This is a genomic window from Agrobacterium tumefaciens, assembly GCF_013318015.2.
In the GTDB taxonomy this organism is placed as follows: Bacteria; Pseudomonadota; Alphaproteobacteria; order Rhizobiales; family Rhizobiaceae; genus Agrobacterium; species Agrobacterium tumefaciens.
The window spans coordinates 1,451,923-1,478,833 of sequence record NZ_CP115842.1; the positions used below are offsets into that span (position 1 = coordinate 1,451,923).

At 57.6% G+C, this 26,911-nt stretch carries 28 protein-coding genes; 22 read left to right on the forward strand and 6 right to left on the reverse strand.

The window, feature by feature from the left end; genetic code table 11:
- Window positions 1–10: 10 nt before the first annotated feature.
- The 3 genes from G6L97_RS20120 to G6L97_RS20130 form a co-directional block, all read right to left on the reverse strand.
- Complete coding sequence (locus tag G6L97_RS20120) at window positions 11–382, reverse strand: response regulator transcription factor (protein ID WP_025595171.1); 372 nt, start codon at window positions 380–382, stop codon at window positions 11–13.
- Window positions 383–473: 91 nt separating this feature from the next.
- Window positions 474–1,115, reverse strand: a complete 642-nt coding sequence (locus G6L97_RS20125; protein WP_111828663.1) for a response regulator transcription factor — start codon at window positions 1,113–1,115, stop codon at window positions 474–476.
- The gene (locus tag G6L97_RS20130; protein ID WP_111828664.1) at window positions 1,108–2,685 is read right to left on the reverse strand and encodes a sensor histidine kinase; all 1,578 of its coding nucleotides are present in this window, start codon (window positions 2,683–2,685) and stop codon (window positions 1,108–1,110) included. The genes G6L97_RS20125 and G6L97_RS20130 overlap by 8 nt, the downstream gene beginning before the upstream one ends.
- A gap of 362 nt (window positions 2,686–3,047) precedes the next feature.
- Here G6L97_RS20130 and G6L97_RS20135 point away from each other — a divergent pair, with 362 nt between their 5' ends.
- From G6L97_RS20135 to G6L97_RS20145, 3 genes are read left to right on the forward strand one after another with little or no spacing between them, the layout of a single operon-like run.
- Window positions 3,048–4,067, forward strand: a complete 1,020-nt coding sequence (locus G6L97_RS20135) for a cupin domain-containing protein (protein ID WP_174003646.1) — start codon at window positions 3,048–3,050, stop codon at window positions 4,065–4,067.
- A gap of 52 nt (window positions 4,068–4,119) precedes the next feature.
- Window positions 4,120–4,638, forward strand: coding sequence for a Dps family protein (locus tag G6L97_RS20140; RefSeq protein WP_003519251.1), 519 nt, complete (start codon window positions 4,120–4,122; stop codon window positions 4,636–4,638).
- 24 nt (window positions 4,639–4,662) lie between these two features.
- On the forward strand, window positions 4,663–5,634 hold the full coding sequence (locus G6L97_RS20145) for an alpha/beta fold hydrolase (RefSeq protein ID WP_162693374.1): 972 nt from the start codon (window positions 4,663–4,665) through the stop codon (window positions 5,632–5,634).
- A gap of 71 nt (window positions 5,635–5,705) precedes the next feature.
- On the opposite strand, the gene G6L97_RS20150 is transcribed toward G6L97_RS20145, so the two are convergent.
- Complete coding sequence (locus tag G6L97_RS20150; RefSeq protein ID WP_111828666.1) at window positions 5,706–6,659, reverse strand: LysR family transcriptional regulator; 954 nt, start codon at window positions 6,657–6,659, stop codon at window positions 5,706–5,708.
- A gap of 47 nt (window positions 6,660–6,706) precedes the next feature.
- On the opposite strand from G6L97_RS20150, the gene G6L97_RS20155 reads away from it, so the two are divergent.
- Window positions 6,707–7,030 carry a nuclear transport factor 2 family protein gene (locus tag G6L97_RS20155; protein ID WP_013762164.1) on the forward strand — a complete coding sequence of 108 codons (324 nt, stop codon included), beginning with the start codon at window positions 6,707–6,709 and terminating at the stop codon, window positions 7,028–7,030.
- Window positions 7,027–7,806 carry an SDR family oxidoreductase gene (locus G6L97_RS20160; RefSeq protein ID WP_019566821.1) on the forward strand — a complete coding sequence of 260 codons (780 nt, stop codon included), beginning with the start codon at window positions 7,027–7,029 and terminating at the stop codon, window positions 7,804–7,806. The genes G6L97_RS20155 and G6L97_RS20160 overlap by 4 nt, the downstream gene beginning before the upstream one ends.
- 21 nt (window positions 7,807–7,827) lie before the next feature.
- Here G6L97_RS20160 and G6L97_RS20165 read toward each other — a convergent pair whose 3' ends face one another.
- A complete protein-coding gene (locus G6L97_RS20165) occupies window positions 7,828–8,295 on the reverse strand; it encodes a MarR family winged helix-turn-helix transcriptional regulator (RefSeq protein WP_174003648.1) in 468 nt (155 codons plus the stop codon).
- 144 nt (window positions 8,296–8,439) lie between these two features.
- On the opposite strand from G6L97_RS20165, the gene G6L97_RS20170 reads away from it, so the two are divergent.
- The 3 genes from G6L97_RS20170 (at window position 8,440) to G6L97_RS20180 (ending at window position 11,177) form a co-directional block, all read left to right on the forward strand.
- Complete coding sequence (locus tag G6L97_RS20170) at window positions 8,440–9,231, forward strand: alpha/beta fold hydrolase (protein WP_013762166.1); 792 nt, start codon at window positions 8,440–8,442, stop codon at window positions 9,229–9,231.
- A gap of 179 nt (window positions 9,232–9,410) precedes the next feature.
- A complete protein-coding gene (locus G6L97_RS20175) occupies window positions 9,411–10,391 on the forward strand; it encodes an alpha/beta fold hydrolase (protein WP_162632984.1) in 981 nt (326 codons plus the stop codon).
- 75 nt (window positions 10,392–10,466) lie between these two features.
- A complete protein-coding gene (locus tag G6L97_RS20180) occupies window positions 10,467–11,177 on the forward strand; it encodes a gamma-glutamylcyclotransferase (protein WP_174003670.1) in 711 nt (236 codons plus the stop codon).
- On the opposite strand, the gene G6L97_RS20185 is transcribed toward G6L97_RS20180, so the two are convergent.
- Window positions 11,164–12,063, reverse strand: a complete 900-nt coding sequence (locus G6L97_RS20185; protein WP_003519235.1) for a LysR family transcriptional regulator — start codon at window positions 12,061–12,063, stop codon at window positions 11,164–11,166. The two genes, G6L97_RS20180 and G6L97_RS20185, sit on opposite strands and share 14 nt — an antisense overlap.
- A 120-nt stretch (window positions 12,064–12,183) precedes the next feature.
- On the opposite strand from G6L97_RS20185, the gene G6L97_RS20190 reads away from it, so the two are divergent.
- The 14 genes from G6L97_RS20190 (at window position 12,184) to G6L97_RS20255 (ending at window position 26,814) form a co-directional block, all read left to right on the forward strand.
- Window positions 12,184–13,116, forward strand: a complete 933-nt coding sequence (locus tag G6L97_RS20190; protein WP_003519234.1) for a VOC family protein — start codon at window positions 12,184–12,186, stop codon at window positions 13,114–13,116.
- A gap of 57 nt (window positions 13,117–13,173) precedes the next feature.
- A complete protein-coding gene (locus tag G6L97_RS20195; protein WP_003519232.1) occupies window positions 13,174–14,091 on the forward strand; it encodes a LysR family transcriptional regulator in 918 nt (305 codons plus the stop codon).
- 722 nt (window positions 14,092–14,813) lie between these two features.
- Window positions 14,814–15,503: a hydrolase gene (locus G6L97_RS20200; protein WP_013762171.1), complete on the forward strand. Its 690-nt coding sequence runs from the start codon at window positions 14,814–14,816 to the stop codon at window positions 15,501–15,503.
- A gap of 62 nt (window positions 15,504–15,565) precedes the next feature.
- A complete protein-coding gene (locus G6L97_RS20205) occupies window positions 15,566–15,853 on the forward strand; it encodes a XapX domain-containing protein (RefSeq protein WP_003519470.1) in 288 nt (95 codons plus the stop codon).
- Window positions 15,853–17,835: an amidohydrolase gene (locus G6L97_RS20210; protein WP_111828668.1), complete on the forward strand. Its 1,983-nt coding sequence runs from the start codon at window positions 15,853–15,855 to the stop codon at window positions 17,833–17,835. The genes G6L97_RS20205 and G6L97_RS20210 overlap by 1 nt, the downstream gene beginning before the upstream one ends.
- Before the next feature lie 173 nt (window positions 17,836–18,008).
- Window positions 18,009–18,452 (forward strand): DoxX family protein, encoded by a 444-nt coding sequence (locus G6L97_RS20215; RefSeq protein WP_019566826.1) that lies wholly within the window; start codon window positions 18,009–18,011, stop codon window positions 18,450–18,452.
- Window positions 18,449–20,047 carry an MFS transporter gene (locus G6L97_RS20220; protein ID WP_174003650.1) on the forward strand — a complete coding sequence of 533 codons (1,599 nt, stop codon included), beginning with the start codon at window positions 18,449–18,451 and terminating at the stop codon, window positions 20,045–20,047. The genes G6L97_RS20215 and G6L97_RS20220 overlap by 4 nt, the downstream gene beginning before the upstream one ends.
- Before the next feature lie 551 nt (window positions 20,048–20,598).
- On the forward strand, window positions 20,599–20,775 hold the full coding sequence (locus tag G6L97_RS20225; RefSeq protein WP_003518350.1) for a hypothetical protein: 177 nt from the start codon (window positions 20,599–20,601) through the stop codon (window positions 20,773–20,775).
- A gap of 218 nt (window positions 20,776–20,993) precedes the next feature.
- A complete protein-coding gene (paoA, locus tag G6L97_RS20230) occupies window positions 20,994–21,632 on the forward strand; it encodes an aldehyde dehydrogenase iron-sulfur subunit PaoA (RefSeq protein WP_111828701.1) in 639 nt (212 codons plus the stop codon).
- Complete coding sequence (locus G6L97_RS20235; RefSeq protein ID WP_111828670.1) at window positions 21,629–22,579, forward strand: FAD binding domain-containing protein; 951 nt, start codon at window positions 21,629–21,631, stop codon at window positions 22,577–22,579. Before paoA ends, G6L97_RS20235 begins: the two co-directional genes overlap by 4 nt.
- Before the next feature lie 5 nt (window positions 22,580–22,584).
- Window positions 22,585–24,783 carry an aldehyde oxidoreductase molybdenum-binding subunit PaoC gene (paoC, locus tag G6L97_RS20240; protein WP_112949006.1) on the forward strand — a complete coding sequence of 733 codons (2,199 nt, stop codon included), beginning with the start codon at window positions 22,585–22,587 and terminating at the stop codon, window positions 24,781–24,783.
- Complete coding sequence (locus G6L97_RS20245) at window positions 24,773–25,732, forward strand: XdhC family protein (RefSeq protein ID WP_174003652.1); 960 nt, start codon at window positions 24,773–24,775, stop codon at window positions 25,730–25,732. The genes paoC and G6L97_RS20245 overlap by 11 nt, the downstream gene beginning before the upstream one ends.
- Before the next feature lie 32 nt (window positions 25,733–25,764).
- Entirely contained in the window at window positions 25,765–26,370 is a 606-nt protein-coding gene (locus G6L97_RS20250) for a nucleotidyltransferase family protein (protein ID WP_272438502.1), read from the forward strand.
- A 138-nt stretch (window positions 26,371–26,508) separates the two neighbouring features.
- Entirely contained in the window at window positions 26,509–26,814 is a 306-nt protein-coding gene (locus G6L97_RS20255; RefSeq protein ID WP_035252727.1) for a putative quinol monooxygenase, read from the forward strand.
- Window positions 26,815–26,911 lie beyond the last annotated feature (97 nt).

The following is a 26,911-nucleotide window of genomic DNA, read 5'->3' on the forward strand; positions in this document are numbered from 1 at the left end:
GTTGGAAATTTCAGTGCTTCAGTGCTTCTTCAAGACACAGTATAAGCTGGTTGAAATCGACTGGCTTCCCAAGGAATGCGAATGCACCGCCATCCATTGCCGCTGCTCTCGTTCGCTCGTCGCAATAGGATGTCATGAAGATCATCGGCGGCTTTTGATCACCACGCGAGTTTAACACGTCCTGCATCTGGATGCCGCTCAAGCCTGGCATTTTAACGTCGACCAGCATGCAGTCGATCGCGACGCGATCACCGCGGGCCAGAAAGTCTTCCGCAGACGAAAACAGCCGGCTCTCGTAACCGCAGGACAAAACGAGATCGTCAAGGGCTTCGCGGATCGACCGATCGTCGTCAACGATGGCTATGACAGGTGTTCTGGACAATTTGATTGGGCCTTGCCTCTTAAAATCAACTGGCTTCTATATGCGCCATCGAGACACAACATTGCACCATACAAGGGTCTAGGTTTTGGCCTCAAAGGCCCAGCAGTTCCGCCTTGCGCACCAGTTCGGCGACGGAGCGCGCCTCCATTTTGCGCATGACATTGCCGCGATGCAGCTTGACCGTGATCTCGCTGATCCCGAGGTTGAACGCAATCTGCTTGTTCATCAGGCCTTGCACGACAGCCGTCATGACCTCATGCTCGCGGCGGGTCAATGTCTTGGCCAGTTCCACGACGGCGCCATTTGCAGCAGATTGCTGGCGCATTTCCCGATCTTTCTGAAAAGCAACCGAGACGGCGTCTAGGATGTCCTGGTCCCGAAAAGGTTTGGTCAGGAAGTCGATGGCGCCTGCTTTCATGGCACGGACTGTCATTGGTATATCACCGTGACCCGTCATGAAGATGATAGGCATTCGGTTGCCCAGTTTTTCCAGGTGGAGCTGAAAATCAAGGCCGTTCGCACCGGGCAGGCGAACGTCGAGAAGAATGCAGCCAGGTCGGCCCAGATCGGCATTTTCAAGCAGGTCCTGGGCGCTTTCAAAGGATTTTGCTTCTGTTCGAATTGACAGGAACAGATCGACCAAAGCCTCGCGTATCGCAGTATCGTCATCGACGACGTAGACAACCGGCGTATCGCCGTTCGGCGGTTTGCCGGACTTTCTCGCATCATTCATTGGTTGCCTCCATCGGGACGATCATTTCGAACAATGCGCCACCATTGATGTGATTGCTGGCAGACAGCGTGCCGCCGCGGGCTTCGAGCATGCTGCGGCAGATGGCAAGGCCCATGCCAAGCCCGGTTGGTTTGGTCGTGCAGAATGGTTTGAACAGGTTTTTGAGAACGTCCGGACTGAGCCCGGGACCTGTGTCGAGAACCTTGATGATCACGCTTTGACCATCCACAGGTTCGATCGTCACCGATATCCGCCGCATCGCTTCCGGGGTTTCGGCCATGGCGTGAAGGGAATTGGTGATCAGGTTGATCAAGACTTGCTGCAGCTCTATCCGCACAGCGTTGACGGTGGGCACATCGCTTGCTTCAGCTATTTCAACAATGACCCCGTTTCTGACCAGCTCGCTCTCCATCAGCGCGCGTGTCTCCGTGACGAGATCGGCCAGCGAAACCGGCTCGATATCGGGCGGGCGGTTACCAAGCATTGATCGTGCGCTCTGAATGATGTCGCTGGCACGCTGGCTGTCACGAGCGATGCGCTCAGCTGAGCGGGAAACGGCTGCCAGATCCGGCGGGTCGCGATCCAGCCAGCGCTGCAGGGTCTGGGCGTTGACCACCAAGGCGCCGAGCGGCTGATTGAGTTCGTGCGCGAGCGAAGCCGATAATGCGCCGACTGTCGCCGCGCGCGACGCCAATGCCAATTCCGCCTGGGCCTCGAACAGTGCTTTCTGGGCGAGTTCCCGCTCCGTAATGTCGAACATACCGACAATGACACGGTTGAAATTGGCAGGATCTTCAGGAAAGCCAACGGTCAGCAGCACAAATTTGCTGGTGCCATCGCTGGTGATGATGCTGCCCTTGCCTTCGAAATGCGTCTCGTTGTTGAAAATTGCCGCGATGAGATCGAGAAAGGTGGCGTCGTCCTGGGCAATGTAGCGACGCATGGAGCCGGGATTGTTGTTGCCCACATGGCCCAGCAATTCAAGTGCCGCCGCGTTGGCGGCAACGGTAGGGACGCTGACGATGCATCGCTCCAGAAAATCCGGGTTCTCCCGAGCGTGAGCACCAAGGTCTTTGACACCATTTGCTTTCAACGCCATCAGCATGGCGCGGACCTGCGAATAGTCGCGCTCCCAAAGTGCAACGCGGCTTTGCTCGAAAATCGTCCGGTAGCGCTCTTCGCTGCTCTGCAGGGCGGCATTGAATTTCACAAGATTGAGGCGCGCGCGCTGATTGCGGATGATCAAGGCGCAGGTGATCAACATTGCAGCAACCGCGACCGCCAGGCGTAGGGTTGCGGCGAGGTCGGTTTGCAGCCCATGAGCTGCAAGATACGAGACTGCCGCCAGACTGATACAGATACCGGTCACCAGTATCGTCCCTTTTTCTGTCAGGGTTTCTGCCGACAGAAGCAAGGTGATGACATAGAGCGTGGCAAGCGCGCTGTGAATGTCGGTATAGGTATCGAGATAGAAGATCAGCGCTGCGAGCAAAAATGCGCAGACGAGCACGCCAAGTTCAAAGCGCGCCGGCAGCCGTCTTTCCGGGTTTACCAGGACCAGCGAATGCAAGGAGATTTCCCACGTTGAGATCGACCGCATTATCAAGCCATCCCTGCTGCCAAAACGCAAATGGCAATTCCAATATTCCTATGCAAACTCAATCTCATAACCGCGCAAAAAAGAAAGGCCATTCCAGGACTGGGATGGCCTCAGATGGATCGCGACATCCATGTGAAAGGGCGCGCTTGAACATTCAGGGTGCATTGGCATGCAGCGTCTCTTCAGTGGAGGGCCTGAATTTGTAGCCTCGGTTCGGCAGGCGAGCCACTATACTTAGGTGTCAGTCCGACTAACCAAGCATTGGATACCGCGCAACCAGATCCTCGCCTACAACCATCTCGTCAAACAAACGATGTGGGCAGGAGCTGAAGATGCAGATTTCAAAACATGTTCTTTCTCTCAAGGACCGGCCTGCAGCCTTCGAAAGCCCGGCGGGATCGATCACGCGCCTTGGTCCCGATCAACTGCCAATCCTCAAAGGCCTTTCAATACGCAGGCTGGTGCTTACGGCACACGCGATCAGGGAGCCTCACTGGCATGCGAATGCCAATGAACTGGGCTACTGTGTCCGCGGCCAGGCACTGGTGACTGTCGTCGGCAATCATGGCAGCCGCGACGTCTTTCTTATCGGCATTGGCGAAATGTTCTTCGTTCCGTCAGGCACGGTTCACGCAATTGAAAATACCGGTGAGACGGAGGCGGAGTTCATCCTTGCCTTTTCGAACGAGGATCCGGATGATTTCAGCCTGTCTGGCGCCTTCGACGTGATGTCCGACGCCGTGCTGCTGAGCATCTTCGAGTGGCAACCGCAAAAGCCGCCGAGTTTTGGCAGGCTGAACGCGAACACAGAGATATTCGACCTGCAGGCCCAGCCAGCCGTTGAAAAGCAGGCGCTTCATCCAAACAGGCTCAAATTCCGTGTCGAGGAGTCAGCGCCGCACGTATCGTCGCCGGCGGGCTCTGCAAGGACCGCGCAGGCTCCGGCTTGGTCTGTTCTCGATGGTCTTTCGATGTTTTCTGTCCGCATCAGCGAGATTGGCCTGCGCGAACCGCACTGGCACCCCGAGACCGCCGAAATGGGCTATGTGCTCGAAGGGACCGGTCAGATGACAGTCCTTGATCCCGATGGAAGCGCTGACACTTATTCGATCCATCCGGGCGACGCCTATTTCGTGCCGCCGGCTTACCCGCATCACATCGAAAACACCGGCAGTGGCACACTGCATATCCTGATTTTCTTCAGTCGCAGCGCGCCACAAGATATCGGTTACCGAGCAGCGGCGGCCGGTTATTCACGCAGTGTGATCGCTAGCCAGTTGGGCCTTTCCGAGCAAGCCCTCCTGCCTCTTCCTGTCGATATCGACGATCCGCTGATCGTTGCACGGCTCTGAATCCCTGAATCCCTGAAACCCAAACCCAAGCCCAAACCCAATGGAGATTACCATGAACCGCACCCTCGCTGAAAAACATCGCAAGTCGCCTCTTGCAACACCGACTGCCCTTGGCACGAACGCAACCGCCGATATTTCCGGCGCGTTGACGGCGCTGCTGGCCGATGTCTTCGCGCTTTATCTCAAGACGAAGAATTTTCACTGGCATATGAGCGGTCCGCATTTCCGTGATTACCACCTGATGCTGGACGAGCAGGGCGAGCAGATCTTCGCCATGACGGATGACATTGCCGAGCGAGCCCGCAAGATCGGCGGCACCACACTTCGTTCGATCAGCCATATTTCCAGGTTGCAGCGGCTTCTCGACAACGACGCCGATTTCGTGACCCCGGCGGATATGCTGGCCGAGCTTCGCGACGATAATCTCACACTCGTCTCGCTGATGAAGGCGACACACAATCTTTGTGAAGACCATGGCGACATCGCAACCGCCAGCCTGATCGAAAACTGGGTAGATGAGGCAGAGCGCCGTGCCTGGTTCCTGTTCGAAAGCACCCGCGGCGCCGAATGAGCGCGCGAAATTTCGGAGAGGCCCATGATCAACGAACTTTCACTGTCCCGTCGGCAGGTCCTGTTGGCCGGCACCACGGTTTCTCTGGCCTTGGCCATGCCGGCGATGGCTTCCGAAAAGAAAATTTCCCGTAACCCAGAAGGAATTGCATCGATGACCACGAATTTCGTCACCACCAAAGACGGCGTAGATATCTTCTTCAAGGACTGGGGTCCGAAGGATGCACAGCCGATCGTCTTCCACCATGGCTGGCCGCTGTCGTCAGACGACTGGGATGCCCAGATGCTGTTCTTCCTCAGCAAGGGATATCGTGTTGTGGCCCACGACCGCCGCGGCCATGGACGCTCCAGCCAGGTGAGCAATGGTCACGACATGGATCATTACGCTGCCGATGCCTCCGCCGTCGCCGAATATCTTGACCTGCGCAATGCCGTTCATATCGGTCACTCCACAGGCGGCGGCGAAGTCGCTCGGTACGTCGCACGGCATGGTCAGCCACAGGGACGCGTGGCAAAGGCTATCCTCGTCAGCGCCGTTCCGCCGCTGATGCTGAAAACCGCAGCCAATCCTGATGGCACACCGATGGAAGTCTTCGATGGGTTCCGTAGCGCCCTGGCAGCCAATCGCGCGCAGTTCTTCCTCGATGTTGCGTCGGGCCCATTTTATGGTTTCAACCGGCCGGATGCGAAAGTTTCGCAGGGTGTGATCGACAATTGGTGGCGCCAGGGGATGATGGGCAGCGCCGTGGCGCACTATGAAGGTATCAAGGCGTTTTCGGAGACAGATCAGACCGAAGACTTGAAGGCGATTACCGTTCCCACGCTGGTGACCCAGGGTGATGACGACCAGGTCGTTCCCTACAAGGCCGCCGTAGAGCTTCAGGCCAAACTGATCAAGAACAGCACGATGAAGATCTACAAGGGCTTCCCGCACGGGATGCTGACCACGCATGCCGACGTGATCAATCCAGACCTGTTGGCCTTCATCAAGGCTTGATTGTTTCCCTATCCCAAGACGTGTGTGGCGGCTCCCCAAAGGGCCGCCACTACAAATGCGAGGTCAGCGGGTCAGTCAGCCGCTCGTCGCGAAAGCTCGCGGGCCAGATCAAGAAACGCTTTCACTCCAGCCGACAGATTTCGGCGCCCGGGATAATACAGGCAGAGCCCCGGATACGGTGGTGTCCAGTCCTCCAGCACCCGGACAAGGCGCCCGGCCTTGATCTCGGAAAGCACTTCCTCTTCCATGGTATAGCCCAGGCCGGTACCTTCCAGCACCGAAGTCCTCACAAGGCCCGCTTCATCGAGTGTGATCGGGCCTCGTACATCGATTTGCACCGGCTCGTCGTCTTTTTCAAACCGCCATCGAAACAGTGAGCCGTCAGGCAAGCGAACGCGAATGCATCTGTGATTGAGAAGATCCGGAGGAACCACGGGTTTGGGATGTTGTGCGAAATAGTCCGGAGAACCGACAACAGCGTGTCGCTGTGGCCGGCCGAGCGAAACGGCAATCATGTCGCTGGGAACGAGACCTGCCACCCTGACGCCCAGATCAAAACCGTCATTGACGATATCAACCATTTTTCCTTCCGTGACCAGATCGACATTCATCTCGGGATAGCGACGCAGGAACTCAAGCACGAGCGGTGAGATGATGGCGCGTGCTGCAAACGGTGCCGCATTGATGCGTATCGTTCCAGACGGTGTCTCGCGTTGAGAGCGCACCGTTTCCAGAGCGGCATGAAGGTCCTGAAGCGAAGGCGCAACCTGCTGTACAAAGAGCCTGCCGGCATCTGTCAGCGAGACGCTGCGCGTGGTGCGATTGAACAATCGTACGCCGAGCCCCGCCTCAAGCCTGCCGATGGTGTGGCTGAGCGCAGTTGTGGACATACCGAGATCGATAGCCGCTGCGCGAAACGTCCCGCGCCTGGCGATCGCGATGACTGCTTCGAGTTCCCTAAGGTTTAACTGTTCCATTATCCCGATCTGTTCAACATCGCGTGCATATTTATCCCACTTATCCATGCAATGGTAGAGCACTAACTTAGGGGCACCTCACAAGGAGAAATAAGATGGATATGCCCCAAGTTGTGAATATGTATTTTGACGCCGACACCCGCAACGATGCCGACGGGCTGTTGCAAACGCTTGATGTCGATGCGGTGGTCGAGGACGAGAATGCCCGCTATCAGGGCACTGCCGCCATCCGTCAATGGTGGGTGGCCGCCAAGAGGTCGGCTCAATACGTTGCCGAACCTGTGGAAACCACGATTGACGGTGACAAGACACTCGTGCGGGCGAGGGTGAGTGGCAAGTTTCCCGGTAGTCCGGTGATGCTAATCCATGCCTTCACGATCAAGGACGACAGGATCGTCAGGCTGGAGATCCGGTCATGACCGACTTTCTCAATCTGAAAGGCAAACGCGCACTCATTACGGCTGGAACCAAGGGTGCTGGCGCTGCGACCGTCAGCCTGTTTCGCGAACTCGGCGCAAAGGTGCTGACGACAGCGCGTGCCCGTCCGGAAAACATGCCGGAAGAATTGTTCGTCGATGCGGACCTGAGCACCGAAGAGGGATGTGAAATCGTCGCAGAGGCCACGCGGCGGCGCCTTGGCGGCGTCGATGTCATCGTCCATATGCTGGGTGGCTCCTCAGCATCGGGGGGCGGCTTTTCTGCCCTGTCGGAGGATGACTGGCACAAGGAAATGTCGCTTAACCTTTATCCGGCTGTCCGGCTGGATCGGCAACTGGTCCCGGATATGGTCGCCCGGGGAAGCGGCGTCGTCGTGCATGTGACATCCATCCAGAGAGTCCTGCCGCTTCCGGAATCGACAACAGCCTATGCCGCAGCGAAAGCGGCACTTTCGACCTATAGCAAGGCGATGTCTAAGGAAGTGTCGCCCAAAGGTGTGCGCGTCGTTCGGGTTTCGCCGGGCTGGATCGAAACGGAAGCCTCCGTCCACCTTGCAGAGCGCCTGGCGAAGCAGGCCGGAACTGACCTTGAGGGTGGCAAGAAGATCATCATGGATGGACTGGGCGGCATTCCGCTCGGCCGCCCGGCAAAACCGGAAGAGGTCGCAAACCTGATCGCCTTCCTCGCTTCCGACCGTGCGGCTTCGATTACTGGTACCGAATACACAATTGATGGGGGGACGGTGCCGACAGCGTAGGTTCCGAGATGCGCCTGCAGATCAGGCGGGCGCGTCCCACCCGCCGATCTGTGAATAGATCGCGTCGCGGAGATGGCGGACGTCGTGGTTCAGATCGGCCAGCTCCTTTGGAGTTTGCATTGAAGCTGCAAGCAAGGTGTCGCTGAGGCAGCCCGCCCTGTGCTGCAATTCGCGGCCTTCCTCGGTCAACGCGATCACCACCTGCCGCTCATTGCTGAGGTTTCTGGTCCTGCGCAACAAGCCGGCTGTCTCAAGGCGCTTCAAGAGCGGCGTCAGTGTGCTCGATTCCAATGCGAGGGCGTTTGCAATGGCGCCAACGGTTTGCTCATCTCCGCTCCAAAGCACGTTTAGCACGAGATATTGCGGGTACGTCAGCCCCAGCTCATCCAGAAGGGGCTTGTAAGCGCGCTGGATGGCAATGCCGGCAGTATAAATTGCGTAGCACAGCTGGTCGTGCAAGGGCGGTGGATTGTTGTGACGTATGGTCATTCTAGGCTCCTTCACACATACATATAGCCAATCATACGGCAAAAATAAATATCGCGATAAGAATTATCTTGACGGAAGCATCGGCATCTGTCAGCTTATGTATATCGCGATAACAGTTATCGCAAAACAAAAAAGGAAGAAGCCATGACACGCAAGTCCGCAACAGCCCTTTCTGCAATTGCCGCCGCCGCATTGTCTGCCGCACTGCCGGCAAACGCTGCCGACACCATTTCCCAGAACCAGTCCGTAAAAAACGTCGTGCTCGTCCATGGCGCTTTTGCTGACGGCTCTGGCTGGAAGGGTGTCTACGACAATCTCACAAAGCGTGGTTACCGCGTGACCATCGTCCAGAATCCCCTGACCTCTCTGGCGGACGACGTTGCCGCCACAAAGCGTGCTCTCGAGCGGCAGGACGGTCCGGTCATTCTGGTCGGACATTCCTGGGGCGGCACCGTCATTACAGAAGCGGGCGTTGATGAAAAGGTTGCTGGCCTCGTCTATGTCTCTGCGCTCTCACCAGATGCCGGCGAAACGACAGCCCAGCAATATCAGGGGTTTGCTCCCGCATCGGAATTCGTCATCGAAACCACGAAGGATGGTTTTGGATATGTAAGCCCGGCAAAGTTCAAGGCTGGTTTTGCTCATGACGTTAGCGATGCCGATGTTGCGTTCATGAGGGACGCTCAGGTCCCGATCAACATGTCGGCGTTCGGCACGAAGCTCGAACATGCTGCCTGGCGTACCAAGCCCAGCTGGGCTGTGATCGCTACTGAGGACAAGGCATTCGACCAGGCAATGCTGATCCATATGGCCGAACGCATCAAAGCCAAGATCACCAAGGTCTCAGCAAGCCACGCCCTGTTCATGACGCAGCCGACGGTCGTCGCTGATACCATCGATGCTGCCGCCAAGGCCGTCTCGGCAAAGCAGAAATGATAGATATCGGGACAATCCGCACTGTCCCGATAACGACCGGAACGTATCATTGCGAATTTCACAACAAACTATGAATTATTAGTTCAATTGTTGTGCCCGCGACTTGGTAGCAATATCCACGCATCAGACGAGCAACGGCGTCGCCTGAAACACGAAACCATACATTTGCAGGACGTGAAATGACCCAGAACGACTTTTCCATAACGCGCCGTGGCGCACTGCTTTCAGTTGGTGCAGCCGCAGCGGCGATGGCCATTTCACCCGTATTCAACTTCGCAGCAAACGCTGCCCCCACCAACACATCAATCGAAGGAAACAAGACCATGGGTACTATCACCACCAAGGACGGCGTCGAAATATTCTACAAGGATTGGGGCTCCAAGGATGCTCAGCCCGTCGTCTTCCATCACGGCTGGCCGTTATCGTCTGACGACTGGGATGCCCAGATGCTGTTCTTCCTCGCCAACGGTTACCGGGTCGTTGCCCATGATCGCCGTGGCCACGGACGCTCTGCCCAGGTTTCCGAAGGGCATGATATGGACCACTATGCCGCCGACGCTTTCGCTGTCGTCGAAGCGCTGGATCTGAAAAATGCCGTGCATATCGGCCATTCCACCGGCGGTGGCGAAGTGGCGCGCTATGTGGCGAAGTTTGGTCAGCCGGCCGGTCGTGTCGCCAAGGCCGTTCTGGTATCGGCAGTCCCGCCGCTGATGCTGAAGACCGCAGCCAATCCCGAAGGCCTGCCGATCGAAGTGTTCGACGGCTTCCGTTCGGCGCTGGCGGCCAATCGGGCGCAATTCTTCCGCGATGTCCCGGCCGGCCCGTTCTACGGTTTTAACCGCGATGGCGCCAAGGTTCAGGAAGGCGTAATCCAGAATTGGTGGCGCCAGGGCATGATGGGCGGTGCAAAGGCGCACTATGATGGCATCAAGGCCTTCTCCGAAACCGACCAGACGGAAGATCTGAAGGCAATCACGGTGCCGACGCTCGTTCTCCACGGCGAAGACGATCAGATCGTTCCAATCGCGGATTCTGCACTGAAGTCCGCCAAGCTGCTGAAGAATGGTTCGCTGAAGACCTATCCCGGCTTCTCGCATGGCATGCTGACCGTGAATGCCGATGTGCTGAACGCCGATCTTCTGGCATTCATTCGATCCTGACGATAAGAGGTGGCCGTGGCGGAACCTGCCACGGCCACTGATGCAATCCTTGCCGTACTACCGATCGAGACGACGATGCAGTTGACGCCCGAGCTTGTAGCCCTGACTATCAGAGACGTCCGTGACGACGGCCCAGAGCCGGGCTGGACGCCGTTATCTGAAACAGAACTTGACGCTCTGGTTGCCGCTATCGAGCGTGAAGCCGATAGCGATCCGATCTGGGTGTTTGCATACGGTTCCCTGATCTGGAATCCTGAGTTCAAGCCAGCCGGCAGGCGACGCGCCACCGCCCATGGCTGGCATCGTTCGTTTTCCCTGAAAATCGAGCGCTGGCGGGCAACGAGCGCACAGCCAGGTCTGATGATGGCGCTTGAGCGTGGTGGACAGTGCGACGGTGTCATCCTGCAACTCTCGTCCGAGCGGCGGCGTGACGACCTTCGAGCTCTCGTCGCCCGCGAAATCAGGTATCGGGAAGTCATCGACATGGTGCGCTGGGTAAAGGTCAAAACGCCTGACGGCATCCAGAAGGCTCTGACATTCTGGGCGAGCACAAAGCGCGCGGGTTTGACGGCGCCGCTACCGGTGGAAACGACCGCAAAACTGATCGCCAGCGCCTGCGGAGAGGGCGGTTCCTGTGCCCAGTATCTGCACAACACGATCGTCGATCTTCAGGCAGAGGGCATTCGCGATCGAAACCTCTGGCAGTTACAGGCGCGGGTCGCGGCCGAGATCTCCGCACAGCAAGGACGCTGTGGCGGGACAGTCCGGGATATCAGTCAAGCATGACCATCTGCGCCGCAACCTGCTCCTCGAAGAATTTGGAGAAGGATGCAATGCGGGGAGGCAGAGCCTGATAGGGCGGGTAGTAGAGGGTCAACCACAGATCGGGTGGGGCCCAGCCCTTGAAGACGTGCACGAGGCGCCCACTCTTGAGGTGTTCCGAGACATGAAAGTTCGGCAGCATGGCAACGCCTGCTCCATCTGCGGCCATGTCGGCCAGAACCTCACCATTATTGGCGCTGAAGGCGCGCCCTGCCGATATCGTCATGCTCGAGCCGCCGTCCGAGAGCACCCAGTTCTCTCGCCGGCTTTCGCCGCTATAGGCGAGGCAATCGTCTGGCGTCAGCTCGTTCGGATGCTGCATCTCGACAAACCGGCTTCCCGGTGCCGCAACCAGAATGCGCGGCACGACGCGGATTTTCCTCCATATCGTGAACTTGTCCGATGGCTGAGACGAGATGCGGATCGCCAGATCGTAGTCATCATCAACGATATTCACCAGTCCGTCGGACAGTGATATCTCGAAGCCCATCTTCGGGTACCGCTCTTTGAAGCCGGAGAGGATCGGTGGGAGCACCGCCTTGCCAAACCACGTCGGCGCACTGATCCTGAGACGCCCTTCGTCGGCTTTGTGAGCGTTCATCACGTCGCGGCGCGCTTCTTCAAGCGTCTTCACCGCCGGCTGAATCTGGGCGGCGAAGATCGCACCGTCTGTTGTCAGCGACACTTGCCGGGTCGTACGGACAAACAGCTGAACGCCGAGTTCGGCTTCAAGTGCCGCAATAGCCCTTGTGACTGCAGCCGGCGTCATGTCGAGTTCGCGGGCAACCTGGGCGAAATTTCGCTTTTCGGCCGCAAGGAGGAAGGTTCGCAGAGCTTTGTAATCGTTCATTGGGATTGTTTCAAAAAGAGCAACGCAGTCGAAATGAATATTGCAATTCTCTGGCGTGATCAATCGGCCTAGATATTCGTCAACAGCCAAACACTAACGGCGACATTGAAAGGCAAGGACATGATCAAGGATATCAAGGGACTGCATCACGTAACCTCAATGGCTTCGGATGCGCGTCAGAACAATCGCTTCTTCACCGACACACTGGGCCTGCGTCGCGTCAAGCAGACCGTTAACTTCGACGACCCGAACGTCTACCACCTTTATTATGGTGACGAGAACGGCTCCGCAGGCACCGTCATGACCTACTTCCCGTTCCCGAACATGATGCTGGGTCGTCCCGGTGTTGGTGAGGTCGGGGAAACCCAGTTCTCCGTGCCAAAGGGCGCATTGAAATTCTGGCAGGATCGGTTTACCGCGCACGGTGTCGATGGCTTGAAAACTGACACCGTCTTTGGCGCCAACAGACTTCAATTCATGGGTCCGGACGGTGACAGTCTGGCGCTGATTGAATCTGCCGATGACAACCGCGCTCCGTGGCTGGCGGACGGCATTCCGGGCGATGCAGCTATCCGCGGTTTTGCCGGCGCCCGGTTCAGCCTGCACGATACTGCCGCGACAGAAGAGCTTCTTGGTTTCATGGGGTATCAACGCGCCGAGAAGGAAGGTGACGTGACCCGCTTTATCATTCCCAATGGAAACGGCGCCGATACGATTGATGTCGCAGCACTGCCGAAAACGTCGTTTGCCCGTCAGGGCGCCGGTTCGGTTCACCATATCGCCTTTGCCGTCGAAAACCGCGAAAAGCAACTCGAAGTTCGCAAGGCACTGATGGACACCGGTTATCAGGTTACGCCCGTCATTGACCGCGATTATTTCTGGGCAATCTACTTCCGCACACCAGGCGGCGTGTTGTTCGAGATTGCCACGAACGAGCCGGGGTTTGACCGGGACGAGGACACGGCACATCTGGGCGAGGCGCTTAAGTTGCCGAGCCGGTATGAAGCGTTCCGTGACCAGATCCAGGCAAATCTCGAGCCGCTGACTGCCTAACAACCCCCGCTCACTGGTGTCTGTGGCAACTGATCGGGCTTCTATGGAGAAATGCCAATGGATCAATTGGGAGCAATCAGAGCCTTTGTTCGCGTCGTCGAGGCCGGATCCTTTGCAAAGGCTGCCAGCACGATGGGTGCGCCACGGTCCACCGTGAGCAAGCTTGTTCAGGATCTTGAGGCCAGCTTGAGCCTCAAATTGTTGGAACGAACGACACGTTCACTCACGGTGACACCCGAGGGCGTTGCTTATTACGAGCGCGCCCTCCGGCTGATCGCCGATTTCGATGAAATGAACAACGAGGCGACCCGCGGGCGCCTTGCCACCAGGGGAAAACTTCGTGTTGACGTAGGAGGGACCTTCGCCAATACGATTCTGATCCCTCGGTTGCCAGAGTTTTACGCGCTCTATCCAGAGATCGAGTTGCACCTTGGTGTGACAGAACGTCAGGCCGACATCGTTGAAGAGGGAATAGATTGCGTCATTCGTGCCGGAGATCTGCCCAGCGCATCTCTTGTTGCGAAGAAACTATGCAGCGTCGAGATAGTAACCTGCGCCACCCCGGCGTACCTCGAAAAATACGGCGTGCCAGCTTCGCCATCGGATCTGCAGCGTGATCATGTTTTCGTTCAGTACTTTTTCGCGCGCAGCCTGAAGGCCGCACCAGTGCGATTGATGAATGGTGACGAGAAAATAGAAATCTACAGCCCGATCAAGCTCTCCACCAGTGATGCGACTGCGCATTTGCATGGAATATTGGCGGGGCTGGGTATTGGACAGACATTTGAATTCTTGGCACGCGCCCATATCGCTCGCGGCGCACTGGTCCCCATCCTGCAAGATTGGGCGCCACCACGTTATCCTGTTCACATAGTTAGGCCAGCGGGCCGGTTTCCGAGCGTGAAGTATCGGGTATTTGCAGACTGGGTTGCGGGCGTGTTTTCTGCCTACGATGAGGGCATCGCCACGTCCTGATAGCTTTATCCATATCCATGGATAGTTACTCCACAACGGCGGGCTTCTCCACGTTCTCCTTTGACGATATCCCACGGCTGATGTGAGCCCGTGGCTCTATCCCGAATGGGAGTATGCTGTGACAGGCCTGGCTCCTTGGTCGCACGAACCCACCTGCAATTTGGAATAACGGTTGTTCAGATCAAGTATAAGGCGACGTGATCGCGATATGGGGCGTCAATGCCAACGGTGACCCGTCATCTTGTCGCGTCAATACTCAACGGCAGACTGCCAAGGATTACGCGGCTCCCACACCGCGCAACCGTTGTTCACTGGCAGTGCCGCGCAGAGCCAATTCAGCCAAATCGCTTCCCACCGAGCAGCGAAACCAAGGACGCTGCAGAGGTCTTCAAGGCCGACTCTGCGCATCAAATTTCCTTCAGAAGTTTTCGTAAAGAGTGGCCGCGTATCGCAGCCCCGTGCGAAGTCCGCAGCTCAGCCGGATCGAGAGGTTATTGTTGCGATAAGAGCAATTCATTCGCAATTAATATTGCAATTCTACGGGGTCGCAAGTCGCGCTACCTTTTCTTTCAGCAGCCGAGGCAGCAAGCGAAAGAAAGCATCGGTTTCACCTCCCGACGGTCTTGGAAGCTGTGTCCCAGGGCACGGCATCCGTCCGAAAGGTCCTGCTCATTTCATAACCGGCCGCATTCGCGGTCCAAAACAACCGAAGAGGAATTGACATGTCCAAGCTTGAAGTTCTTACCCCCGCCAACAGCCAGCTCATTTTCATCGATCAGCAGCCGCAGATGGCATTCGGCGTTCAATCGATCGACCGCCAGACCCTGAAGAACAACGTCGTTGGCTTGGCCAAGGCTGCCAAGATTTTCAACGTGCCAACCACGATTACCACGGTTGAGACCGAGAGCTTCTCGGGCAACACCTTCCCCGAACTTTTGGCCGTCTATCCGCAGAATGACATCCTTGAACGCACCTCGATGAACTCCTGGGATGATCAGAACGTACGCGATGCGCTGGCAAAGAATGCTGCCAACGGCCGCAAGAAGATTGTCGTCTCCGGTCTGTGGACCGAAGTCTGCAACACGACCTTTGCACTCTCTGCTTTGCATGACGTTCCGGAGTACGAAATCTACATGGTCGCCGATGCTTCCGGCGGCACCTCTTCCGATGCGCACAAATATGCAATGGACCGCATGGTGCAGGCTGGCGTCATACCCGTCACCTGGCAGCAGGTCTTGCTCGAATGGCAGCGCGACTGGGCTCGCAAGGAAACCTACGATGCGGTTACCACACTGGTGAAGGAGCATTCCGGCGCTTACGGCATGGGCATCGATTACGCAGTCACCCACGTCCACGGCGGTGCCGAGCGTGTCAGCCATGGCAAGCGCATCGGCCCGAACCCCGCGAAGTAAGCCAGATCAACCGCTCCGGTGACGCATCGGAGCGGTTGTCCGTTTTAACGAGGATGACTCTCATGAAAATCTATCTTCTGTCTCTTGGCGCGGGTCTGCTGGTCGGCATCGTCTACAGCCTGCTCAACGTGCGTTCGCCTGCTCCGCCCGTTATCGCGCTTGTCGGCCTGCTCGGCATTCTCGTCGGTGAGCAGATCATCCCGCTCGCCAAATCGCTCTGGAGCAAGGAGCCGGCAGCGGTTTCCTGGCTCCAGCAGGTGAAGCCGCACATGTTCGGTCACATGCCGAAGGGCGGAAATTCTCCGGAAATTGCCCATCGTTCGCAAACCAATTTGGAGGAGCGGAGCTGATGACGACGCGCCGAACCTTCCTTGGAGCGGCCTCGAGCCTGGCGTTTTCGAACCTCTTCTCAAAGGCCAATGCCGCCGATCCCAACCAGACCGGAATAGATACCATGCACCCAGACCTGATCCTCCATAACGGTCGTTTCACGACCCTTGACCGCACCAATCCAAACGCGACCGCGGTCGCCATCAAGGATGGACTGTTTCTTGAAGTCGGTTCGGACAGCGAGGTCATGTCCCTTGCTGGTTCCAACACCAGGATCGTCGATCTCAAGGGCAAGCGCGTCCTGCCCGGCCTCATCGATAACCATACCCACGTTGTGCGTGGCGGGCTAAACTACAATATGGAATTGCGCTGGGACGGCGTGCGCTCGCTGGCAGATGCAATGGACATGCTCAAGCGCCAGGTGGCGATAACGCCAGCCCCGCAATGGGTGCGTGTTGTCGGCGGGTTCACCGAACACCAGTTTGCGGAGAAGCGTCTGCCGACGATCGAGGAGATCAACGCGGTCGCGCCAGATACCCCAGTATTTCTGCTGCACCTCTATGACCGCGCGCTCTTGAACGGTGCTGCACTGCGCGCCGTCGGTTACACCCGCGATTCGCCCAATCCACCCGGTGGCGAAATCACCCGTGATGCCAACGGCAATCCGACTGGCCTGTTGCTGGCCAAGCCTAATGCCGGCATTCTCTATTCCACCCTTGCCAAGGGACCCAAACTGCCTCTCGACTATCAGGTCAACTCCACCCGCCATTTCATGCGTGAGCTCAATCGTCTTGGCGTAACGGGTGTGATTGATGCAGGCGGTGGCTTCCAGAACTACCCTGATGACTACGAGGTCATTCAAAAACTCTCTGATGAGAACCAGATGACGGTGCGTCTGGCCTATAATCTCTTTACCCAGAAGCCCAAGGAAGAAAAGCAAGACTTTCTCAACTGGACGTCTTCGGTCAAATACAAGCAGGGCAACGACTATTTCCGTCACAACGGTGCCGGCGAAATGCTGGTCTTCTCCGCGGCGGACTTCGAGGACTTTCGCCAGCCACGTCCGGAAATGGCGCCGGAAATGGAAGGTGAACTCGAAGAAGTGGTGCGCGTTCTGGCCGAGAACCGTTGGCCATGGCGCATGCACGCCACGTATGACGAGACAATCTCCCGTTCGCTTGATGTCTTCGAGAAGGTCAACAAGGACATTCCGCTTGAAGGTCTGAACTGGTTCTTCGACCATGCCGAAACCATCTCGGACCGGTCCATCGACCGCATTGCGGCCCTTGGTGGCGGCATCGCAACCCAGCATCGCATGGCCTATCAGGGCGAATATTTTGTCGAGCGATATGGCCAAGGCGTTGCCGAAGCGACCCCACCGATCCGAAAGATGCTCGACAAGGGTGTCAACGTTTCTGCCGGCACGGATGCGACACGCGTCGCCTCCTACAACCCCTGGGTCTCGCTGTCCTGGATGGTGACCGGCAAGACGGTAGGTGGCATGCAACTCTATCCGCGCGCCAACTGCCTTGATCGCGAGACGGCTCTGCGGATGTGGACTGAAAAAGTCACATGGTTTTCGAATGAAGAAGGCAAGAAAGGCCGTATCGAGAAAGGCCAGTTCGCCGACCTTGTCGTTCCCGACAAGGACTTCTTCTCCTGCGCCGAAGACGAGATCTCGTTCCTGGTATCGGAGCTGACCATGGTTGGCGGCAAAATCGTCTATGGAGCGGGTGACTTCAAAACGCTCGACGAGAACGACGTGCCGCCTGCAATGCCCGACTGGTCTCCAGTCCGCAAGTTCGGCGGATATGCTGCATGGGGCGAGCCGGAAGGTGCTGGCGCGCGGTCTCTAAGGCGCACGGCTATCTCGACCTGTGGCTGCGCCAGCGATTGCGGCGTGCATGGTCACGACCATGCGGGAGCCTGGACCTCGAAACTTCCGATCGCCGACCTCAAGGGTTTCTTCGGCGCTCTTGGCTGCTCTTGCTGGGCAGTCTGATCGTGTCATCGCTTGGGCGACTTCTGTTCGCCCAAGCGATCCGACCCCATAATTGCAATATTGGCAATTAAATCGAAACTATTGCTGCAATTGTTGGCAGAGCGATCACCGGCCAATATCGCTCCATCAAACGCGGCCGCTCGATCCCGTCAGCGACCAAAAAGGAGCAGGATATGACCTACCAATCCCCTATATCGAATTCGGCCTTGAGCGGACTTGCCCGCGTCGTCGGCTCTCCCATTACGAGAACTGTATCGCTGCTTGCTCTCTGCGCTGCCTACATCCAGGGTCCACTCACCAAGATTTTCGATTTCAATGGCGCGCTTGCTGAGATGAATCATTTCGGTCTGCACCCTGCCGCTCTCTTTGCCGTCGTCGTCATCGTGTTCGAGCTTACGGCCTCCGCGATGGTGGTCTCGGGCTTCCTGCGCTGGGCAGGCGCACTCGCACTTGCAGGCTTTACGCTTCTCGCAACGTTCATTGCTCTTCGCTTCTGGGAAATGGCGCCCGGCATGGACCGCATGATGGCAACGAACGCCTTCTTCGAACACATCGGTCTGGCCGGTGCATTCATCTTCGTTGCAGCGGCCGACCTTGCAAAGGGAGCGGGTAAATGAGCGCCGCGAAAACATCCGGGGGCACTTTTGCTCCTCTCGCACAGCCCGTCTTCGCGGTCCTGTGGATTGCAACGGTTCTCGGCAATACCGGAAGCTTCATGCGCGATGTCGCAAGCTCATGGCTGATGACGGACCTCTCGGCAACGCCTGCTGCAGTCGCCATGGTTCAGGCGGCCGGAACATTGCCGATCTTCCTGCTTGCCATTCCGGCAGGCGTTCTCACCGACATTCTGGATCGCCGCAAGTTCCTGATTGCGGTCCAGATCCTGCTGGCCTTCGTAAGTATCTCGCTGATGGTCCTCTCGCAGACAGGCATGCTTTCCGTGAGCGCACTGATCGGCCTGACCTTCCTCGGCGGCATTGGTGCCGCATTGATGGGCCCGACCTGGCAGGCGATTGTTCCTGAACTGGTGAAACGCGAGGAAGTGAAGAGCGCTGTCGCTCTCAACTCCCTCGGCATCAATATCGCTCGTTCCATCGGCCCAGCTGCTGGCGGTTTGCTTCTGGCAGCGTTCGGGGCGGGGATCACCTATGGCGCAGACGTTGCAAGCTACATCTTCGTTATCGCGGCTCTGGTGTGGTGGCCACGTGCCAAAAACGCCAACGACGCTCTACAAGAGAACTTCTTCGGCGCGTTCAGGGCTGGCCTACGTTACACTCGCTCAAGCCGCCCCCTGCATGTCGTCCTTCTTCGTGCCGCCATCTTCTTCGCATTCGCCAGTGCCGTCTGGGCACTTCTTCCGCTGGTTGCCCGTCAACTGCTGGGTGGTGATGCCAGCTTCTACGGTATTCTGCTTGGTGCGGTCGGCGCCGGTGCGATCGGTGGAGCATTGGTCATGCCGAGGCTACGCGAACGCCTGAGCTCGGATGGTTTGCTTCTTGGCGCAGCGGTGATCACCGCAGTTGTCATGGGTGTCCTTTCGCTCGCCCCGCCGAAGATCGTCGCCATTATCGCTCTTCTGTTCCTCGGTGGTGCTTGGATCACCGCCCTGACGACCCTGAACGGCGCAGCCCAGGCTGTTCTGCCCAACTGGGTGCGTGGGCGTGGCCTCGCTGTCTATCTGACCGTATTCAACGGAGCCATGACGGCGGGCAGCCTCGGCTGGGGTGCTGTGGGCGAAGCCGTTGGAATTCAGACGACATTGCTTATCGGTGCAGCTGGCTTGCTCGTTGCAGGGTTCATCATGTACCGAGTAAAGCTCCCGGCTGGTGACGCCGACATGGTGCCGTCCAACCACTGGCCGGAACCGCTGGTCGCCGAGCCTGTTGCTCATGACCGTGGTCCTGTCCTGATCCTCATCGAGTACAAGGTCGAGAAACAGCATCGTTCAGCCTTCCTGCGTGCTCTCGACCACCTCTCTCAAGAACGCCGCCGCGATGGTGCCTATGGGTGGGGTGTGACGGAAGATTCCGCCGATCCGGAAAAGATCGTCGAGTGGTTCATGGTGGAATCCTGGGCTGAGCACCTCCGCCAGCACAAGCGGGTTTCCAACGCCGATGCAGACGTGCAGGGAAAGGTTCTGACCTACCATGTTGGTCCGGACAAACCCGTCGTTCGTCACTTCCTGACGATCAATCGGCCAGGGGCGGCGTAAATATTCCATAAAAAGGGCGGCTCTGGCCGCTCTTTTTTTATGCCATTTGACACAGGAAACTTGGAGCCGACTAAACTTTTCTCATTCATCCGTTGTCGTGAGAAGGTACCAGATGGATGTGGGCCATCCTCCCCGCCAGAAAGGCGCGACCAAACGGCGCATATACGGATCGATTAACCGGCTCTTGCTGCATTCGAAGCGAAAAAGCCGCAATCCAGCTTTACAACTGTCTGAAAGACGTGGAGGAGCCTGGCACCGTGAAACATCCTATCCCAGCGCTGTTTGTATGTATGGCGTCGCTCGTCGCCTCGACCGCCCCCGTTTTCGCAAATTGCTTTTCTCTGGTTGGGCGGCCTGAATGGCCGCTCATTGCAGGGGCAGTTTCCTCAGCACAGGTTTGTGAGCAGCTCCCAGCTGGGCCCAACCAAACTCGTAGTTTCCGCGTGCAATCCGCAGAACTTTGCCGTGGCGTGGATCAAAACTCCACTCTCAGAGCTACGGCCATAGTTACTTGCGAAAGCCCTCCCGACGCGCTTTTCGAGATGCCACCGATGCAGTCGGAGATTGCGGTGATCGTTTCAGTCAACGAAAGAGCATGCAAAATCACCGATGCTCAAATTCAGATCGGCGGTGAGCTGGGAAGCCTCCTGCCCGGCACGGTGGATGCCAGCGAACTCGCGAGGCGCTGGACGGGGTCGCAATTGTCGCAACTCTGCCAGATGCGTTAGTTTTATGAGCGCGTGGTCTACTCCATCTCTCGAAAGACAGCCTGGGTGACAGTGGGCGGCTGACGGTGGCTGCCCCATGGATCGCGTATGCCGATTTATGAGCCTCGCTAATAAGTGTTAGCGAAAAGGCGCATCTAATCATCTTCTTTTGCTTCCCTATGTTGAGATATGGCGTTTCTCCGAATGCGCCAGGCCATCAACAACGAATGGAGCTGGAGATGAGAGATCACTCACATTTGGAACTTTCGCGGCGGGACTTACTTGTTTCCTCGGCGGCGGCAATTGCTGTCACGGGAGTTGCGGCAAAAGGAGCCGCAGCACAGTCCTCGGGGGAAGAAATGAATTTCAAGACAAGTGTTTCCTTCAAAGTGAACGGCGAGATGCGTGATCTCGAACTCGACAATCGCACGAGCTTGCTCGACGCCTTGCGCGAGCACCTTCATCTAACCGGCACAAAGAAAGGCTGCGATCACGGACAGTGCGGCGCTTGTACCGTGATGGTGGATGGACGCCGGATCAATTCGTGCCTGACGTTGGCTGTGATGCACGACGGTGACGAGGTCACCACCATCGAGGGCCTCGGACAACCTGGAAACCTGCATCCCATGCAAGCCGCATTCATCAAACACGACGGTTTTCAGTGTGGTTACTGTACTCCCGGACAAATCTGTTCCTCCGTGGCGGTCTTGGAGGAAATCAAGTCGAATATCCCAAGCCACGCCACTGCAGACATTTCCGCAAAGGTGGAAGTCACCGCGGCAGAAGTTCGGGAACGAATGAGCGGAAACATCTGTCGATGCGGCGCCTACTCGAACATTCTCGATGCAATTGCCGAAGTCGGGGGGATCGAAGCATGAGAGCCTTCACATACGAGCGAGCCACAACGGCTCAGGCGGCAGCGAAAGCGGCAGCAGCCAATCCGGGAGCCAAATTCATCGCCGGCGGGACAAATATCCTGGACTTGATGAAGCTGGAGATCGAGCACCCGGCGCATCTCATCGACATCAACGGAGTTGGTCTCGACAAGATCGAAACCACCTCTGATGGCGGTCTGCGCATAGGGGCTCTGGTCCGCAATACCGATCTGGCAAGCGACGAGACTGTCCGTCGCGACTATGGTTTGCTTACCCGCGCCTTGGTCGCCGGGGCGTCTGGTCAACTGCGAAACAAGGCCACCACCGCGGGCAATCTCCTCCAGCGCACGCGCTGTCCGTATTTCTATGACACCAACCAACCGTGCAACAAGCGGCAGCCGGGAAGCGGATGTTCGGCCCTTGGCGGTTTTTCGCGACAGCATGCAGTCGTCGGAAGCAGCGAATCCTGTATCGCCACCCATCCCAGCGACATGGCTGTTGCGATGAGGGCGCTCGACGCAACCGTCGAAACGGTCAATGGCGACGGCCGTAGCCGCGCAATCCCGATCGCAGACTTTCACAGGCTTCCCGGCGATACCCCACACATCGAGACGGTCCTGGAGCCGGGCGAGTTCATAACTGCGGTCACGCTGCCGAAGCCAATTGGGGGCAAGCATATCTATCGCAAGGTGCGCGATCGGGCCTCCTACGCGTTTGCGCTCGTATCCGTTGCTGCGGTGATCCAGCCGGATGGCACCGGCCGCGTGGCTGTCGGTGGCGTCGCTCACAAGCCCTGGCGAACAGGCTCAGGTGACCAGGAGCTGAAGAGCGGTGCAAAAGCCGCAAGTGCGGCACTTCTCGGCGACGCTCGCCCGACGGAGCAAAATCGCTTCAAGATAACCCTCGTGGAACGAACGATCGGTGCGGTGATCGCAGAGGCAAGGGGATAACGACCATGAAATTCGACACACCTGCAATCAACAATCCCATCGACCGGATGAAAGTCGTCGGTCAGCCTATCCCCCGCATTGACGGCCAAGAGAAAACGACGGGCCGAGCAATGTATGCCTACGAATGGCATGATCCGAATATTCCTTACGCCTACGGGTATCCGGTCGGTGCCGCGATTGCGAAGGGCCGTATCCGGTCGATATCGATCGACGCCGCAAAGCGGTCCCCCGGCGTTTTGACGGTTGTCACCACCTTGGACGTGGGCAAGCGCGAGAAGGGTAAATTCAACACAGCCAATCTTTTTGGTGGCGATGAGGTCCAGCACTATCACCAGGCGGTGGCAGTGGTTGTCGCAGAAACCTTCGAGCAGGCGCGCGCCGCAGCTTCGCTTGTGACAGTAGAATATGAAACTGCGCCCGGGAGCTTCGATCTCAAAAAGGCCAAGGACAGTGCGGTCAAGCCCGACGAGAAGCAGCAGCCCGACACGGCAGTCGGTGACTTCGAGGGAGCCTTCAAGAGCGCACCGGTCACTCTCGACGAAAGTTATACCACTCCAGATCAGTCACATTCCATGATGGAGCCCCATGCGTCCATCGCTGCGTGGCATGGCGATAAACTGACCGTTTGGACGTCCAGCCAGATGATTGATTGGTGGCGATCCGATCTGGCGACTACACTTGGTATCGACAAGGACAATATCCATTTGATGTCGCCATTCATAGGCGGGGGGTTCGGGGGTAAGCTTTTCTTGCGGGCCGACGCGGTGCTTGCTGCCTTTGCAGCAAAGGCTACTGGACGTCCGGTCAAGGTCGCGCTTCCCCGTCCGTTCATAGCGAACAACACGACGCATCGGCCGGCGACGATCCAGCGTATTCGCATTGGAGCGACACAGGACGGCAAAATCACCGCGATTGCTCACGAAAGCTGGTCGGGTGACCAGCCTGGGGGCCAGCTGGAAACGGCTGTCAATCAGACGCGACTGCTCTACGCGGGTGAGAACCGGATGACTGCCATGAGACTGGCCACGCTTCACTTGCCAGAAGGCAATGCGATGCGGGCGCCCGGCGAAGCGCCGGGGTTGATGGCCCTCGAGATCGCCATAGACGAGATAGCCGAAAAGGTGGGCGTCGATCCGGTCGAGTTTCGGTTACTCAACGACACTCAGGTCGACCCTGAGAAGCCCGAGCGCGCTTTTACCCAAAGGAACCTGGTCGGCTGTCTCAAGCTCGGGGCGGAACGGTTTGGCTGGAACCAGCGCGGCAAGCCGGGTTCCCGACGAGAAGGAAACTGGCTTATCGGATCGGGTGTTGCAGCCGCTTTGCGAAACAATCTTCTCCTCCCATCCGCAGCAAGGGTTCGGCTCGGCGTGGACGGTATTGCAACGGTTGAAACCGATATGACCGATATCGGGACCGGCAGCTATACCATCATCGCACAAACAGCAGCTGAGATGCTGGGCCTGCCGGTCGATCGAGTAGCCGTTCAGCTGGGCGATTCCCGCTTTCCGGTTTCGGCGGGGTCGGGCGGGCAGTTCGGCGCGAACTGTTCTACCTCCGGCGTCTACGCAGCCTGCGTGAAGCTTCGTGAGGCGGTGGCGCAGAAACTCGGCTTTAACACTGATGACGTCGTGTTCGAGAACGGACAGGTTCGATCTGGAAACCGTTCGGTAGCGCTTACGGAGGCGGCTGCGCCAAACGGCCTTGTTGGCGAGGATGGAATGGAATGGGGCGATCTTTCCGAAGCCCATCAACAGTCAACGTTCGGTGCCCACTTCGTGGAAGTCGGCGTTGACGTGGCCACGGGTGAAACGCGCATTCGACGCATGCTGGCCGTCTGTGCGGCCGGACGGATCCTGAACCCGATAACAGCGCGCAGCCAGGTTATTGGTGCCATGACAATGGGTGTGGGTGGAGCCCTGTCCGAGGAGTTGGCGGTCGATACGAAGCAAGGCTTCTTCGTCAACCACGATCTGGCTGGCTACGAAGTTCCGGTGCATGCCGACATTCCTCATCAGGAAGTGATTTTCATGGACGAGGCAGACCCCATGTCGTCGCCGATGAAGGCCAAGGGCGTTGGCGAGCTTGGTCTCTGCGGGGTTTCTGCAGCTGTCGCCAACGCAATCTACAATGCCACCGGGGTGAGGGTGCGTCACTATCCTGTGACGCTCGACAAGATCATAGGCGGGCTGCCGGATGTTGCATGACGACATCGCCGCCCTTACGGATATCTGTCCTCAGGAGGATATCCAAGCTGCGACAAAGCCGACGCCGGTCAGGTCGTTGCTCACCGATGATACGGAAGAAATATTTGGCTTTGCGATAAGGGAGCTTGCAAAAGGCAGGGTGGCACTTGCCACCCTTGTCGAAATTCGCGGGGGAGCGGCTCGTGCGCTTGGCTCCCATGTCGCCATTGCGGCCGATGGTCGTTTTTGTGGCTATGTGTCGGGGGGCTGCATCGAGGCAGCGGTCGCTTCCGAGGCGCTCGACGCAATGGGCGAGAACAGAGATAGGGAGGTGAAGTTCGGATTAGGCTCCCCCTTTTTCGACATTGCCCTGCCGTGCGGTGGTGGAATTACCGTGTCGATCCACGTGCTGCAAAATACCGAGATGTTGAGCGGCGTTCTTGAGCAGCTTTATCAGCGCCGGACCACGGGCCTGGGCTACACGAGGCAGACCCAACAGCTCGAGATCGTCGAGCCGCCATCGCGGGCCGGTTACGCCGACGACCGCTTTTTCACGGTCTATCGGCCGCGCACGCGTGTCGTGATTTCCGGTCAAAGTATAGAGGCCGAGAGGGTCGCTGATATAGCCCAATCTTCCGGCTACGAGGTTGTAGCCTGCACAGCGAGCGAAAAGGTTGTGCCCGATATCGATCAGTACACCGCCATTGTTCTTCTCCATCACGACCTCGATGCCGAGCATGTCGTTCTGCAAGCCGCGTTACGGTCACCCGCATTCTACATCGGCGCCTTGGGGAGCACCCGTACACACCGTAGACGGGTCGATTTCCTTGTAAGCTCCGGTTTCTGCCGGGCAGATACTGATCGGATAAGGGCGCCGATCGGGCTTTTCGGGCCAACCCGCGATGCGAACTCCCTTGCCCTGTCCATCCTTGCCGACATCGCGGCGAGCCGCTTGTCCCTCTATGCGTGAGGTTCGGTGTGGAAGCGGCAGGAGCTAGACGAGTGTCAGTTGCCGTGGTTGTCCTGGCCGCTGGACGATCGAGCAGGATGGCGGGTGCCGGGCACAAGCTTCTTGCGCGTTTTCGGGAAACCAGCCTCGTTCGTCGGGCCGCATTGGCAGCTATTGGGGCCGGCAATCGTTCTGTGGTTGTTGTGACCGGATACCGAAGCTCGGACGTCGAGGCCGAAATTGCAGGGCTCGACCTGATCATCGCGAGAAACTCCAACTTCAGTGACGGAATGGCAAGCTCGATCGTGCTCGGCGTCCAGCGCGCCGCGTTGCAAGCTCCCGACGGGATTATGATCATGCTTGCGGATATGCCGTTGCTTGAACCTGCGGATATTGACGCACTCATCGACGCTTTTGCGGAGAGAAACGGAAAGGCGATTATTCGCGCGGTGTGCGATGGAGATCCGGGAAACCCGGTTGTCTTTCCTCGCGCCGCATTCCCGCAGCTCATGGCGCTTATAGGCGACAGCGGCGCGCGCAAGATAATCCCCCAATCTGGTCTCGACGTCATCGATATAGAGATCGGCGAAAGCGCCAAGGTGGACATAGACAACACAGAGCAGCTCGTTGCTTTAGGTGGCGATCCAGAAATCGACTGATCATCGAAACCTCATGTGTGCAGAGGCGTGGATCGCATTTTTACATCGACACCCCTTTTTATTGTCCATCACCGAACATTTGTCGTGCTTAACGCGTTCCTTCAGTTGCGGCACAATGATGTGCCCATGGAGGTGGTCATGACCAAATTCGCGCTTTACGTTCCGCTCGAGGCAATGCCCGGCAAAGAACAGGAGGTCGCCGAGTTTCTGCGATCAGCCTTACCGCTGGTCAATGCAGAGCCCGGCACGATTTCCTGGTATGCGATACAGGGAGGCCCAACTTCGTTTGCAATCTTCGATACGTTCGACGATGAGGACGGTAGGGATGCGCACTTAAATGGCCAAGTCGCTGCAGCCTTGATGGCGAAGGCAGAGGCAGGGGACCTGTTCGCCAAGCCGCCGCAGATACACATGCTGTCTATCCTCGCCGAAAAGCGTTCATAGCCCAGACTATTCGGACCTCATAATGTCGAACAGATGGGCTCAGATCGGCAACAAAATGAGATAATATCTCGTTCACTAATGGCTGGCGGCTGGGATT